This is a genomic window from Salinisphaera dokdonensis CL-ES53, from assembly GCF_040361215.1.
GTDB classification, from domain to species: Bacteria; Pseudomonadota; Gammaproteobacteria; order Nevskiales; family Salinisphaeraceae; genus Salinisphaera; species Salinisphaera dokdonensis.
Map to the genome: position 1 here is coordinate 120813 of NZ_APND01000004.1, position 14252 is coordinate 135064.

Annotated in this window: 11 protein-coding genes; 5 read left to right on the forward strand and 6 right to left on the reverse strand. The window is 62.3% G+C overall.

Translation table 11 applies throughout. The annotated features are described in order from the left end of the window. The first annotated feature begins 99 nt into the window (after nt 1–99). The 3 genes from SADO_RS12950 to eat are packed head-to-tail and all read left to right on the forward strand — an operon-like array spanning nt 100 to nt 3830. Nucleotides 100–1512: an ethanolamine ammonia-lyase subunit EutB gene (locus tag SADO_RS12950; protein ID WP_353112057.1), complete on the forward strand. Its 1413-nt coding sequence runs from the start codon at nt 100–102 to the stop codon at nt 1510–1512. Next, nucleotides 1505–2377, forward strand: a complete 873-nt coding sequence (gene eutC / locus SADO_RS12955) for an ethanolamine ammonia-lyase subunit EutC (protein WP_434547910.1) — start codon at nt 1505–1507, stop codon at nt 2375–2377. The genes SADO_RS12950 and eutC overlap by 8 nt, the downstream gene beginning before the upstream one ends. Before the next feature lie 25 nt (nt 2378–2402). Further along, complete coding sequence (gene eat / locus SADO_RS12960) at nt 2403–3830, forward strand: ethanolamine permease (protein ID WP_353112059.1); 1428 nt, start codon at nt 2403–2405, stop codon at nt 3828–3830. A gap of 50 nt (nt 3831–3880) precedes the next feature. Here eat and SADO_RS12965 read toward each other — a convergent pair whose 3' ends face one another. Both SADO_RS12965 and SADO_RS12970 read right to left on the reverse strand, forming a co-directional pair. Continuing rightward, complete coding sequence (locus tag SADO_RS12965; RefSeq protein ID WP_353112061.1) at nt 3881–4339, reverse strand: YaiI/YqxD family protein; 459 nt, start codon at nt 4337–4339, stop codon at nt 3881–3883. A gap of 367 nt (nt 4340–4706) precedes the next feature. After that, a complete protein-coding gene (locus SADO_RS12970; RefSeq protein WP_353112063.1) occupies nt 4707–4913 on the reverse strand; it encodes a cold-shock protein in 207 nt (68 codons plus the stop codon). Between the two features lie 451 nt (nt 4914–5364). Here SADO_RS12970 and SADO_RS12975 point away from each other — a divergent pair, with 451 nt between their 5' ends. Together SADO_RS12975 and SADO_RS12980 are read left to right on the forward strand one after the other, a co-directional pair. Further along, complete coding sequence (locus SADO_RS12975) at nt 5365–6147, forward strand: PilZ domain-containing protein (RefSeq protein ID WP_353112065.1); 783 nt, start codon at nt 5365–5367, stop codon at nt 6145–6147. Nucleotides 6148–6822: 675 nt separating this feature from the next. Then, entirely contained in the window at nt 6823–8943 is a 2121-nt protein-coding gene (locus SADO_RS12980) for a putative bifunctional diguanylate cyclase/phosphodiesterase (RefSeq protein WP_353112067.1), read from the forward strand. Between the two features lie 113 nt (nt 8944–9056). On the opposite strand, the gene acnA is transcribed toward SADO_RS12980, so the two are convergent. The 4 genes from acnA to SADO_RS13000 all read right to left on the reverse strand — a co-directional run bounded on the left by acnA (nt 9057) and on the right by SADO_RS13000 (nt 14152). Continuing rightward, entirely contained in the window at nt 9057–11795 is a 2739-nt protein-coding gene (gene acnA, locus SADO_RS12985) for an aconitate hydratase AcnA (protein WP_353112069.1), read from the reverse strand. A gap of 137 nt (nt 11796–11932) precedes the next feature. Next, nucleotides 11933–12562 (reverse strand): lysogenization protein HflD, encoded by a 630-nt coding sequence (locus SADO_RS12990; protein ID WP_353112071.1) that lies wholly within the window; start codon nt 12560–12562, stop codon nt 11933–11935. Then, nucleotides 12559–13719, reverse strand: coding sequence for a tRNA 2-thiouridine(34) synthase MnmA (gene mnmA / locus SADO_RS12995; RefSeq protein WP_353112073.1), 1161 nt, complete (start codon nt 13717–13719; stop codon nt 12559–12561). The genes SADO_RS12990 and mnmA overlap by 4 nt, the downstream gene beginning before the upstream one ends. Further along, nucleotides 13709–14152, reverse strand: coding sequence for an NUDIX hydrolase (locus tag SADO_RS13000; protein WP_353112075.1), 444 nt, complete (start codon nt 14150–14152; stop codon nt 13709–13711). The genes mnmA and SADO_RS13000 overlap by 11 nt, the downstream gene beginning before the upstream one ends. Between the last annotated feature and the right edge of the window lie 100 nt (nt 14153–14252).

Consider the following 14252-nt stretch of genomic DNA (forward strand, 5'->3'; position numbering starts at 1 on the left):
TCATGACCAGGGCTATCGTGCCGCCTCCCACTTTGGTTTAGTCTCGAACGACGCACTGTGTTCGCATGTTGCGAATCGGGCCATCGAGGTGAAACCTAGATGAGCGGGAAGTATCGCTACACCCTCGGCGAACGAACCTACGGGTTCGCCAACCTCGCCGAGGTCATGGCCAAGGCCACGCCCGAACGTTCGGGTGATCGACTGGCCGGCGTCATCGCGGAGTCGGCCGAGGAACGGGTGGTCGCCCAGATGGTCTTGGCCGAACTGCCGCTGAAGACATTTCTCGAAGAGCCGTTGATCCCCTACGAGGACGACGAGATCACGCGACTGATCGTGGACGATCACGACGCGCATGCTTTCCAGACCATCGCCCATCTCACCGTAGGCGACTTCCGCAACTGGCTACTCAGCGACGACAGCCCGCCGGAGGTGCTTGAGCAGCTGCGACCGGGCATAACCCCGGAGATGGCGGCCGCGGTCAGCAAGATCATGCGTAATCAGGATCTGATTCTCGTCGCACGAAAATGCCGGGTCACCACTGCATTTCGCAATACGATCGGCCTGCCGGGGCATCTGTCGACCCGTCTTCAGCCCAATCATCCCACCGATGACACCACCGGCATCGCGGCGAGCATCCTCGATGGCCTGCTGTATGGCAACGGTGACGCGGTGATCGGGATCAACCCGGCGACGGACAACGTTGCCCAGTCGATAAAGCTCATGCGCCTTCTCGACGAAGTCATCCGCAAGTACGAAATTCCGACCCAGTCCTGTGTGCTCACGCATGTGACCAACACGATGGAGGCGATCGAGCAGGGTGCGCCCGTGGATCTGGTGTTTCAGTCGATCGGTGGAACCGAGGCCACCAACAGCAGTTTCGGCTTCGGCCTCAAGGATCTGGCCGAGGCCGAATCCGCGGCGCAATCGCTGGCGCGCGGGACTGTCGGCAACAACGTCATGTATTTCGAGACCGGCCAGGGTAGCTCCCTGTCGGCCGACGCCCACCATGGCCTGGATCAGCAGACCTGCGAGGCGAGGGCCTATGCGGTGGCGCGCAAGTTCAGTCCGCTATTGGTGAATACGGTCGTCGGCTTCATCGGCCCGGAGTATCTGTTCGACGGCAAGGAGATCATTCGCGCGGGCCTCGAGGATCATTTCTGCGGCAAGCTGTTGGGTGTGCCCATGGGCTGTGACGTGTGCTACACCAACCATGCAGAAGCCGACCAGAACGACATGGACAATCTGCTCACGCTGCTCGGGGTCGCCGGCGCCAATTTCATCATGGGCATCCCCGGTTCGGACGACATCATGCTGAATTACCAGACGACGTCCTTCCACGACGCGCTGTATGCCCGGCGAGCACTGGGCTTGAGCCCGGCCCCGGAATTCGGCGCATGGCTGGAGCGGATGCAAATCATGCGCGACAGCGACCGCGCGCTGCTGCACGAGCGGATGCCGTCGTCGTTCGCGGCATCGCTCGACCACCTGCCACGAAGTGCCAATCGTGGCTGAACGAACCAACGGCGAGAGCGAAGCAGCGGATATCGCGACAACCCGGCGGGCCGCCGGCGTCGTGGATAACCCCTGGCGTGCGCTGCGCGATTTCACGGATGCCCGGATCGGCCTGGGCCGCGCCGGTATAAGCCTGCCCACCCACGAGTTGCTTGCCTTCCAGCTGGCCCACGCGCAGGCCAAGGACGCGGTGCATCTGCCGCTGGACGTGGGCACGCTATGCGAGCATTTGATGGCGCTGGGTGCGCCGGCGCCCACGGACGAGCCGCTTCGCCTGCGCAGCCAGGCCAATGACCGAATCACCTACCTGCAGCGCCCGGATCTGGGGCGCAGACTCGACGACGAATCGTGCGCACGGCTGGGCGGCGATGAAAGCGATACGCAAGCGGCCTGTGATCTGGCCCTGGTCGTGGTCGACGGCTTGTCGGCGCGCGCAGTCCAGGCGCATGCCGCGCCTTTCATCGGTGCCTTGTCTGATGCGCTCGATGCAGACGACGACGAATGGCAGCTTGCGCGGCTCACGGTCGTCGAGCAGGGCCGGGTGGCGATCGGCGACGAGATCGGCGAGCGCCTGAACGCACGCGCCGTGCTCGTGCTCATCGGCGAGCGCCCGGGCTTGAGTTCGCCTGACAGTCTTGGCGTCTATCTCACCTGGTCGCCCGAGCCGGGCACCACCGACGCTTACCGCAACTGTATTTCCAATATTCGCCCCGCGGGACTGCAGATCGCAGAGGCCAGCGAGCGCGCGCTTTATCTCCTGCGTGAAGCGCGCCGCCTCGAGCTGTCCGGCGTCAAGCTCAAGGACCGCAGTGGCGACGATGTCATCGAGCATGACAGCGAACCGGGCAATTTCCTGATTTCCTGACTAGTCCACACAACGAGGTAAGGCCATGGCGGGGCAATCACTGGACGACGACTATCTGGCCAAGCGACAGCTGCGTCGTGGAACCGCGGGCTGGGTATTGCTCGCCGGCCTCGGCGTGTCCTATGTCATATCCGGTGATTTCGCCGGCTGGAACTTCGGTATTGCGGAAGCCGGTTGGGGCGGGTTCGCTATTGCCGCTGCCTTGATGGCGCTAATGTATTTCACGCTCGTGCTGGCGTTGGCCGAAATGTCCGCGGCGATCCCCGCGGCCGGCGGCGGCTACAGTTTTGCGCGCCAGGCCATCGGGCCGGCCGGCGGCTATCTCACGGGCCTGGCCGTGCTCATCGAATATGCCCTCGCGCCCGCGGCCATCGTCATCTTCATCGGCGCCGCGGTAGAAGAGTTGCTGGGTATCAATGGCCCGTTGGTCTACGCGACGTTCTATGCGGTGTTCATCGCCATTCACCTCGCGGGCGTTGGCGAAGCGCTGAAAGTCATGATGGTGATCAGCGGCCTTGCGGTATTCGCCATCCTGGCCACGGCTATCGCGCTCATCGGTGATTTCGACGCGTCAAATCTGTTCGATATGGAGCCCACGAACGCGGTCGGCGCATCCAGCTTTCTGCCATTGGGGTGGTACGGCGTATGGGCGGCCTTGCCATTCGGCATGTGGTTGTTCCTGGCCGTCGAAGGCGTGCCGCTGGCAGCGGAAGAGGCCAAGGATCCGGCCCGCGATGTGCCCAAGGGCATCATTGGCGCCATGGTGTTTCTGCTGGGTACCGCCGTGCTGGTGGTCTTTCTGCTTGCGGGCGCGGTCGGCGCCCAGTCGATCGGCGAGAGTGGCGTGCCGCTGGTGACGGCACTCAAGGAAAGTGGCAGCGAAACGCTTGGCACGGTGGTGAACGTGCTCGGTCTTGCTGGCCTGATCGCCTCGTTCTTTTCGATCATATTCGGCTATAGCCGCCTGGTCTTTGCACTTTCGAGGGCCGGCTATCTACCCAAGTTCCTGTCACTGACGAGTTCCCGCAAGGCGCCGACGTGGGCGCTGATCGTGCCCGGGGTTCTGGGTTTCCTGGTTTCGCTCAGCGGCGCAGGAGATCTGATTCTGGGTATGGCCGTGGTCGGCGCGACCCTGTCCTACGCACTGATGGCGCTCAGCCATATTCTGTTGCGCGTGAACCAGCCGGATCTGAAACGGCCCTATCGGACACCGGGCGGCATGGTCACCTCTGGCATCGCATTGGTGCTGTCGCTGATCGCGTTGACCGGCGTGTACGCGTTCGATCCGCGTGCCTTTGGCTACACCATGGTGTTGTTCGCGATCGGCGCGGCGTATTTCTTCCTGTTCAGTAAAAACCATCTGGTGGCGAAGACGGCGGAAGAGGAGTTCGCGCTGTTGGCGCAGGCGGAGTCGGATCTTGAAGAAGATGACGGGGCATCGACCTCGCCCTAATCAGACCCGTATCTCTGGAAATCGCTTGCCGGCCGCGAGCGAGGCTAGCGTTACGAGGGCCTGCGTTGCTGGCGCGCGAGCAACCGGTCCAGCTGCTGGCCGAAGGCGTGGCGATCATTCTGTTGCAGCGGTGGTGGGCCGCCGGTATCGACTCCGGCGCCGCGCAGGCTGTCCATGAAGTCGCGCATGCTCAGGCGAGCCTTGATGTTGTCACGGGTATACATGTCCCCGCGCGGATTAAGCGCCAAGGCATTCTTCTCGATAGCCTCTGCCGCAAGCGGAATATCTGCGGTTATCACGAGGTCGCCGGCGTCGAGCCGTTTGACGATTTCGTTGTCGGCCACGTCGAAGCCGGCCGAAACCTGGACAAAGAAGATGTTCGGAGATTTGGGGATGCGGATCGGCTGATTGGCCACCAGCGTCAGGCTGATTCCGGTACGCCGAGCGGCTCGAAACAGGATGTCCTTGATGACACCCGGGCAGGCGTCCGCGTCGACCCATATCTTCATGGTTTGCTCAAAGCGCTGTCAGTCAGGCCCTTGGCTTGCTCACGGGCGGAGCGTGCCCATACGCGGTGGTAGGCGGGCTCGGTAGCCGGTGTGCGGCTGGCGTGCCTGGCGTTGGACGGAAGGGGTGGCGGGGCAAATATGACTGTGCCCGCGCCTCCGCTACATGCCGGACAGCATCAACGAGATGTTGCCCATTCCGAAGAACGGTCAGCGACCGCTGCTGCTATCCGACATATAGAGGTTTGAATCGCGAAGATTCGGTACTAATGCATTAGCCGGTTGGGTCCGCAAGCGTTCTCGAAAAATCGAACGCGCGTTGCTTGAGCCGCGCCAGGCGCGACACGCCAACCGTCATGCAATATTTTCTTTAAACCGCGACAACCTTGTTGGCGCACGGTCCTTTCTTGCCTTCGCCCACTTCGAACTCGACCGCCTGGCCGTCTTCGAGGGTGGCAAAGCCGCCGCCGTTCTGGATTTCAGAGTGGTGCACGAAAAGGTCCTTGCTGCCATCCTCGGGAGCGATGAAGCCGAAACCCTTCTCGGAACTGAACCACTTAACGGTGCCTTTGGCCATAATTTTCTCTTTGCTTGATCGAACTAATTGTTTGCAGATTTCTGCGCGCACAGTGTAACTGTTGAACCCGGCCCGAGGCTAAAAAACAAGAAATTAATTTGCATGGCCCTCAGGCGCAGAGTGCTGATTAGACAGGCGGCAAGCGAAGTAGGTCAGGCCTAATCCGGAAATAATGTCATTCGGCCCAGATACCTATGGGCGTTTCGAGTCATGTTCTGGTCGTCTGGCGGCGGCGTTTCTCGATGCTTTGCCGTGGCAAAGATGGTTGCGCGAAACCATTGTCGTCTGCGCGAATATGCGCCGTGTGGAGTGATTTGCTCCTCCTCGCGTGCAGATGGAAGAGCTTGTGTGAAGCATAGTGCTCAGCTGTCGCTTGTTCGACTCAAGCCAAACGGGTGCGTTGCCGATAGGGCGGGGTCGAGCGAATTGCCACCCATCGGAAAGACCTGCCATGCCGAACGCGCGTTATGCCGAAATCGACTCTCCTCAAGCGATTGCAGACGCCTTTGTAGATCTCACGCGCAACGTGCACGAGGTGACGCTGCGTTTCGACGGCAGCATGATCCATTACCCGGTCTCGGTGATGGCCGTGGATCGGATTCTGGGTCACTGCTTGCTTGATATTACCGGCATCGGCGACGTCAGTCGGCTCCTCACGGTGCAGCAGCCATTCGTACTCCACGCGCGGCAGGCCTCGGCCGCGTTGCAGACCAGTTCGATGTCGACCTTCGAAGTCGTCAAGCGTTCTGCACGTCTGGGGCTGCGCTGTGCGCTTCCGTCGCATCTGATTCTGCTGAAACGTCGCGGCTATTTCCGTGCCGCCTTGAATGACGGTATGGCAGTAGAGGTCGTCCTCTCCGGCGCGCGCGGCTGCGAATGGCGTGCGACGCTGCGGGATCTTTCGATCGGCGGCTGTTTGCTGAGCCTGCCGTCGGGTGAAGAGGCGGGGCTCGAGATCGGGAGCGGGCGCTACCAGGCGCGCGCCTGTTTCCCCAATGGTGAGACGTTCGAGGCGTCGAGCCATCTCAGCCACAGTTATGTCGATGAAGACGCCGGCCTGACATATATCGGTGTCACGTTTGATATCGGCCTCGAAAAGGAAGCGCGCGAAGCCTGGTTCTATGTCCGCGAGGTCGAGCGGGAAGTGGCGCGCCAGACAAGTGTGCGCCCCGAGTTACGACCGCTTGCCGCTTCAAGGCTTTTCGAGGGCGATTCAGACAGTCTGGCGCAGTAATCGCTGGAGTGAGCAGCGGGTAGGCGACTGCGAAGCGCCAAGCGTCGCCCGCTAATCGACTACTTCGCGGGTCTCGGCGCGGGATTTCTTCAGTGTCATCCTGAACGAGAGCGTGCAACGTGGGCAGTGCCTTCTATCGCGGCGTCAGCCGGAACGATAGCCTGCGTGTCGAAGCAGCCGCAGCACTTGAGTGCAGCGCAAGGATCTGCGAACAGCGCGGCGGGTGCGACCTGATCGCTGGATTCGACGTCAATTCTAAAGGTCGTGCGGTGGCGAGTTTGCCTTCTCCGTCGCTTGCATATGGTCGACATCAATCCCTATTCACGGTGCCGCCGAATCTCAAGGCGGGGCCGTGGTCTGCACCGGCACTCGATAGGATGCGCTCGCGCAGGGGCTTTCTACATGCAAAGTCTTTCGTGAGACGCCACCGAACCAGTCCGCGATCCATCGAATCGGTCTCGTGTGACTGCACACCACTTGTCGCGCAGCCACAAGCTGGCTGCATGCATGTTTGGCGAGCGACCGGCGTGGCGCTTGTCCTGGGATAAAGTTTTGCCGCCGGCGGCCGATGGAAAGTCTGATCTAGTTTAATGCGTACCAACCGCCGACGGCCGCCGTGATTTCAGCGTTGCCCAGGTCGATGGAAACGCGTCCATCGCGATGGGAGTAAGTAGTGTGAGCATAGATTACATGTTCGGAACCTACGACTACCGGATCACCGTCCTGGCTGTTGTAGTGGCTATTCTTGCCTCTTATACCGCGCTGGATCTGGTCGGTCGCGTCAGTGCCGCCACGCGAAGTCGCGACGCTTTCGCTTGGCTTGCGGCCGGCGCGGTCGCGATGGGTACCGGTATCTGGTCCATGCATTTCGTGGGCATGCTCGCCTTCGAGCTGCCGATCGAGATGGGCTACGACATCCATATCACGGCGCTGTCGTGGTTGATGGCGGTGCTTGCTTCGTCGGTCGCTCTGTTCTTGGCCAGTCGTGCGGCATTGTCGCGTGCACGCCTGTTGATCGGTGCCGTGTTCATGGCTGTCAGCATCGCAGGGATGCACTACACGGGCATGGCGGCGATGCTCATGGAGCCCGGGATCGTCTACGACCCCCTATGGGTCGGAATCTCTCTGCTCATCGCCTTGGCCGCGTCGGGCGCTGCGTTGTGGATCGCCTTCTATCTGCGTGAAGTCAGCCGTGTGCGCGGTTTCGCTGGCAAGGCGGGCGCTGCGGTGTTCATGGGCGCTGCCATCGTCGGCATGCACTATGCGGGCATGGCGGCCGCCAAGTTCCCGATCGGCAGTATTTGTGGCGCGGCGTCGCAGCTCGACAGTGTCTGGCTGGCCACGCTGGTTGGTGCTTGTACCATCCTGTTGCTGGGCACCGCGCTTACAGCGGCGGCCCTGGACCGCCGACTGGAGAGCCACACCGCCCAGCTGATCTACTCGCTGAGTGAGGCCAATTCCAGCCTGCGCCATGCAAGCCGGCACGATCCGCTTACCAATCTCGCCAATCGTCATCTGCTGCATGAGCGTGTCGAACAGGCGCTTATGCAGTGGCGTGAGAAGAAGACCCGATTCTCGATCGCATATATCGATCTCGATGGTTTCAAGGTAATCAACGATCAACTGGGTCATGACGTCGGCGACCAGCTGCTCAAACGCGCCGGGGCGGCGATGACGTCCGTCGTACGCCATGGGGATACCGTGGCGAGAATGGGCGGCGATGAGTTCATCGTGGTGCTGCAGGGGCTGAGCACGCAAGAGGCGGTCGCCCGGGTATGCGAGAAACTGCTCGACGCCATCGCCCAGGTCGGTGAGGGGTCCGCCCGTCTTTCCGCCAGTATCGGTTCGGCTACCTGCCCGAGGGATGGGACCGCGCTTTCCGATCTGGTCACGGCCGGCGATGTCGCGATGTATATCGCCAAGAACAAGGGCAAGAACTGCTACCAGGCTTACGAGTCGAGCATGGCGACGCGTATTGCCGAGGAATACACCGTGCAGGAAGACCTGCGCGATGCGATCCAGGACGGCGAGCTGGTGGTGTATTACCAGCCCAAGTACTCGACCCGAGATCGGCAGCTCACCGGCGCAGAGGCGTTGGTGCGCTGGGAACATCCAGACAAGGGCATGATTCCGCCGGATCAGTTCATCGGCATCGCCGAGCGCAGCGGGCTGATCAACGATCTGGAATCCTGGGTGCTCGATTCGGTCTGCGCGCAGATCAGACGCTGGCTGGACATGGGGCTGGAGGTGCCGCCGATCTCGGTGAACCTGTCCGCGATTCGTATCCACAACGAGGATCTGCCGGAACGTACCCAGGCTTGCCTCGATAAGCACGGCGTCGCAGCCAGCTATCTGATGTTCGAAATCACCGAATCGCTCGCGGTGCGCGAGATCCTGCGCGCGGTCGAAGCACTCAAACGTTTCAGCGCCATGGGTGTACGCGTTGCGCTGGACGATTTCGGTACCGGTCATTCGAGCCTGTCGTATCTTCGCCAGCTGCCGATTCAGCAGCTCAAGATCGATCGCTCGTTCATCAAGGACCTGGGTGCCTGTGATGGCGACCACGTCGAGATCGTGCGCTCGATTATCGGCTTGGCCCACGCCCTGCGACTGCGTGTCGTCGCTGAAGGTGTGGAGACAGAGCAGCAGATGGCGTTTCTCGACAGTCTAGACTGTGACGAGGTGCAGGGCTTTCTCATGGGCCGTCCGGTGCCGGCAGCCGCTTTCGGTGAAGTGGTCGCGCAGCAGTCCGGTCGCGCCGGCAAGGCGACTCTCCACATGTTGCCTGGCGCATAGCCAGCTTTTGCGGAGCCCGCCCCGCTCGCGGCACTGCCGTTTTCGCTAACACTCCAGGCATAAAAAAAGCCCCGCCGAAGCGGGGCTTTTTCACGAACACTGGACGTTCGTTATCAGGCGGCCTTGGCCAGCTGACGCAGCACGTAGTGCAGGATGCCGCCGTTCTGGTAGTAGTCCCATTCCTTCGGCGTGTCGATCCGGACCTTGGCTTCGAATTCAGTGGTCTCGCCACTTTCCTTCGTTGCCTTTACGGTCACGCTCGTGGCACCGGCGGACAGGCCTTCGATATCGAAGGTTTCGCTGCCATCGAGCCCATGGGAGTCGGCGCTTTCGCCTTCCTTGAACTGCAGGGGCAGCACGCCCATGCCGACCAGGTTCGAGCGATGGATACGCTCGAACGACTGGGCGATCACCGTCTTGACGCCCAGTAGCAGGGTGCCCTTGGCGGCCCAGTCACGCGAGGAACCGGTGCCGTATTCCTTGCCGGCGAGGACGACGAGCGGCGTGCCCTCGTCCTTGTACTGCATGGCGGCGTCGTAGATGAACATCTCGTCGCCGGAGGGCTGATGACGGGTCCAGCCGCCTTCGGTGCCCGGGGCGAGCAGGTTGCGCAGGCGGACGTTGGCGAAGGTGCCGCGCATCATGACTTCATGGTTGCCACGGCGCGAGCCATAGCTGTTGAAGTCCGACGGCTTGACGCCTTTTTCCTGCAGGTACTGGCCTGCGGGCGAGTCCTTGGTGATCGCACCGGCCGGGGAGATATGGTCGGTGGTGATCGAGTCACCCAGCAGGGCCAGGCAACGCGCGCTCTTGATCGTCGGGATGTCGTCCACGTCGACCGACATGCCTTCGAAGTAGGGCGGGTTCTGCACGTAGGTGCTGTTGTCGTCCCAGTCGAAGATTTCGCCTTCCGGTACGTCAAGGCCCTTCCAGCGGGAGTCGCCGGCAAACACGTCGCCGTAGCTGTCCTTGAACATCTCGGAGTTCAGCGAAGTGCCGATGGTGTCGTAGATTTCCTTCTGAGACGGCCACAGGTCCTTCAGGTAGACGTCGTTCCCGTCGGCGTCCTGGCCCAGCGGGTCGCTGGTCAGATCGGTATCGATCGTGCCGGCCAGCGCGTAGGCCACGACCAGCGGCGGGCTCGCCAGGAAGTTCATGCGCACGTCGCCATGCACACGGCCTTCGAAGTTGCGGTTGCCCGAGAGCACGGAGGCGACGTTGAGATCGTGGCTGCGAACGGCTTCGCCGATCGGCTCCGGCAGCGGGCCGGAGTTGCCGATGCAGGTCGTGCAGCCGTAACCCACGAGCTGGAAGCCGAGCTTGTCGAGATCCGTGTCGAGACCGGCCTTTTCGAGGTACTCGGTCACCACCTTGGAGCCGGGGGCCAGCGACGTCTTGACCCACGGCTTGACCTGCAGGCCCTTCTGGATCGCGTTACGCGCCAGCAGGCCGGCGCCGATCATCACGGCCGGGTTGGAGGTGTTGGTGCAGGAAGTGATCGCAGCGATCACGACCGAGCCGTCGTGCAAGTCGAAGTCGGCGTCCTTGTAGGAGACCGGCGCGTGCACGGGGCCGCCGATGTCGTCGGATGCCAGGCCGGCTTCGCTCTGCTGCTTCGACTCGGCCATGCTCTTTTCCTGCTTCTCCGCACGGCCTTTCATGAACGGCTCGACTTCGCGGCGATAGGTCTTCTGCATGTCGGTGAGCAGCACGCGATCCTGCGGGCGCTTCGGGCCGGCAAGCGACGGCTGCACGGTGGACAGGTCCAGTTCCAGCACGTCGGTGTAGTCGGCGTCGGGCTCGCCTTCTTCACGCCACATGCCCTGCGCCTTGGCGTACGCCTCGACCAGGTCTAGCTGTTCCTGCGGACGGCCGGTGAGTTCCATGTAGCGAATGGTCTCGCCATCAACCGGGAAGATGCCGCAGGTCGCGCCGTATTCCGGCGCCATGTTGGCGATTGTGGCACGGTCGGCCAGCGGCAGATCGGCCAGGCCGTCGCCGAAGAATTCGACGAACTTGCCGACCACGCCCTTGGCGCGCAGCATTTCGGTAACGGTCAGCACGAGATCGGTGGCAGTGGTGCCTTCGGCGAGCTTGCCCTTGAGCTTGAAGCCGACGACCTGCGGGATGAGCATGGTGATGGGCTGGCCCAGCATGGCTGCTTCGGCTTCGATGCCGCCAACGCCCCAGCCGAGCACGCCTACGCCGTTGATCATCGTGGTATGGCTGTCGGTGCCGACCAGCGTGTCCGGGTAGGCCAGATTGGTGTCTTCGTTGCCGAACACAACACGGGCCAGATATTCCAGATTGACCTGATGGACGATGCCGGTGTCCGGCGGCACGACCTTGAAGTTGTCGAACGCACCCTGACCCCAGCGCAGGAACGCATAACGCTCCTTGTTGCGGTTGAATTCGAGCTTGGCGTTCAGATCGAAGGCCTTGTCGCTGCCGTACTCGTCGACCATGACGGAGTGGTCGATGACCAGCTCGGCGGGGGACAGGGGATTGATCTTGTCTGCGCTGCCACCGAGGTTTGCCATGGCGTCGCGCATGGCGGCCAGGTCGACGATCGCCGGCACGCCGGTGAAGTCTTGCAGAACGACGCGCGCCGGGGTGAAGGCGATTTCCTTGTTCGGCTCGGCCTTGGCGTCCCAGTTCGCCATCGCCTTGATGTCCTCGGCGTCGACGTTGGAACCGTCTTCATGACGGAGCAGGTTCTCGAGCAGAATCTTCTGCGCGTAGGGCAGCTTCGCCACGCCCGGGAACTGTTCCTGAAGCTTGGGAATGCTGAAGTAGTCGAAACTGCGATCGCCGGCAGTAAACTGCGAGCGTGTATTGAAACTGTCCGTCATAGGTTCTTATCTCCAAAGACACTCGGTGGATCTTCGGCCCGATTTCTATCCGGGCTCCTGAAAGCGCGCACATTATAGCTTTTTCGTGCGGCTGCCTGCAGACAGCGCCACAGGCGTGGGTGAGGCGATAGCGGCTGCTAGCGCACGGGCGCGCTGGGGCCGATGCTCTCCAGGGATTTGAGCAATGCCTTGCGCCGAAAGAACAGGGTGATGAAGCCGCCACCGCACTGGCGCCACATGATCGCGCAGCGAACGGCAGCCAGCAGTTGCGTGCGTGCTCGAGCCTGAATCGCCTCGTTCTGTAGATATGTCGGATGCCCGTGAAGCATTATGCGCGGCTTCACGGGGCTGATGCTGTTGCGGTAGGCGTCGTCAAGAATGGCTGGCACGTCGGCCGCTTCTGCAAGGCGCGCGCGATCGATGGCGCCGCGAATTCTCTTCAACGCGGCATCGTCTTTCAGCAGCGCGCCGGACAGGCGCAGGATCTGGCCAATATAGCGCGCGACGAGCGCGGCTTTCTGGTCCGGTTTATGTCCGGCCAATTGACCCTTCAGGTAAGCAATGCCGTCACCTACGCTCGACAGATCGCCATAGACGTCGACGACCGAGTCCGGATCGGTCGAGAAGATGGCGTGCTGGGCGACTTCCATACGCTGTGGCAGGTCGCGGCCGTCGGATGCCAGCTCATGCGCGTAGAGCGCGAACTGCGCCACGCCGGCCAGAGAAAGGGCCTGGTCGCGCAGGGTGTGCATTGATTGTTCGCTCATGCGCTCACTGAAACTCGAAGATCGGGACGACCGGCGTGCAGGATCTCGGCACTGCCGAGGCAGTGGTCGTCGTCATAAAACACGGCGTATTGGCCGGGGGCGATGGCGCGCGGCGGCTGGTCGAAAGTGACGGTCAGGCCGCCGTCCGGGCCTTTGTCGACGACGCAGTCGATCGCGCGCTGGCGGTAGCGTACCTGAGCCTTGCAGCGACGCGGGAATGCGGGTGCGTCGATCAGCCAATGGGGCGGCGTAGTCGTCAGCGTCGTCTCGACCAGTGCGGGATGCGCATGGTCCTGGGTTACCCAGAGTGTGTCGCTGTCGAGATCCTTGGTTGCGACATACCAGGGCGCGTCCGATGCACCGGCAACGCCGCCGAGCCCGAGGCCCTTGCGCTGGCCGATGGTGTAATAGATGAGCCCGGCGTGCTCGCCGATTGTACGCCCGTCCAACGGCCCGCCGGAAACGCGCACGGGACCGGCCTGGCCGGATAGATATTCGCGCAGAAAGCCTTCGAAATCGCGCTCGCCGATGAAGCACACGCCCGTACTGTCGGGTTTGTCATGAATCGGCAGGCCCGCGGCGCGCGCCATGGCGCGCACATCGGTCTTGTGCGTTTCACCCAGCGGGAACATCGTGCGCTCGAGTGCTGCCATCGGCACGGCCGCCAGAAAATAGGACTGGTCCTTGCCGGGATCGCGTCCCCGCAGCAAACGCGTGCCACTGCTGTCGTGTTCGATACGGGCGTAATGTCCGGTAGCGATCGCGTCCGCGCCCAGGCGTTCTGCATGGTGAAGAAACGCGTCGAACTTGATCTCGCGGTTGCAGAGCACGTCCGGGTTGGGTGTGCGCCCTGCGGCATAGCTGTCGAGAAAGTAACGAAACACGCGTGACTTGTACTCGCGCGAGAAGTCGGCCCGGTGCAAAGGGATGTCGAGCGCTTCGCAGACGGCGGCTGCGTCGTCGAAGTCGTCTGCGGCCTGACAGCGGCCCGCTTCGTCTTCCGACCAATTGAACATGAACAGACCTTCCACCTGATAACCGGCCTCGACCAGCTGCAGAGCGGTTACCGACGAATCCACGCCGCCGGACAGGCCGACGATTACACGCGTGTCCGCTGGTGCCTGTTGCCAGAAGGCCGGTGCGGTATCAGCGGCCATGGATATGCTGCACCCGGTCGAGCGGGAGCGGCTCGCTGCTGGCGAAATCCTCGATGGCACGCATGACCAGAGGGCTGCGCAGATCATCTCGTGCCGTCAACTCGTCAATGCTGAGCCAGTGCGCCGCGATGATGCCTTCGTCCAGGTCCTGCTGGGCCGCGTGATCATCCACTTCACCGCAGAAGGCGAAGCGCAGCGTGGCGCGGCCATCCTCGTGCGGCCAGTAGTACATGCCTACCAGACCAGTGGGCTTGAAGCCCCAGGCCGTTTCCTCGCGGGTCTCGCGAACGACGGCGTCAAGGATGGTCTCCCCGGATTCGACATGGCCCGCGGGCTGGTTGATCACGCGTTCGCCGTGCGCGAATTCCTCGACCACCAGATAGCGGTCGTTAACGCGCACGATGGCGGCAACGGTAAGTTCGGCATGGACCAAGGCGGCCTCCGCGAAAAGCGGGCTGAATAAGGCCGGATTCTAGCAAAGGGCCTTTTCACGTGGCCAAGTGCAGGTCGGGTGGGTATGATGCCGCCATCGC

Coding starts and splice junctions, on each gene's coding strand:
- SADO_RS12950 (WP_353112057.1), top strand. CDS start 100: ATGAGCGGGAAGTATCGCTACACCCTCGGCGAACGAACCTACGGGTTC.
- eat (WP_353112059.1), top strand. CDS start 2,403: ATGGCGGGGCAATCACTGGACGACGACTATCTGGCCAAGCGACAGCTG.
- SADO_RS12965 (WP_353112061.1), bottom strand. CDS start 4,339: ATGAAGATATGGGTCGACGCGGACGCCTGCCCGGGTGTCATCAAGGAC.
- SADO_RS12970 (WP_353112063.1), bottom strand. CDS start 4,913: ATGGCCAAAGGCACCGTTAAGTGGTTCAGTTCCGAGAAGGGTTTCGGC.
- SADO_RS12975 (WP_353112065.1), top strand. CDS start 5,365: ATGCCGAACGCGCGTTATGCCGAAATCGACTCTCCTCAAGCGATTGCA.
- acnA (WP_353112069.1), bottom strand. CDS start 11,795: ATGACGGACAGTTTCAATACACGCTCGCAGTTTACTGCCGGCGATCGC.
- SADO_RS12990 (WP_353112071.1), bottom strand. CDS start 12,562: ATGAGCGAACAATCAATGCACACCCTGCGCGACCAGGCCCTTTCTCTG.
- mnmA (WP_353112073.1), bottom strand. CDS start 13,719: ATGGCCGCTGATACCGCACCGGCCTTCTGGCAACAGGCACCAGCGGAC.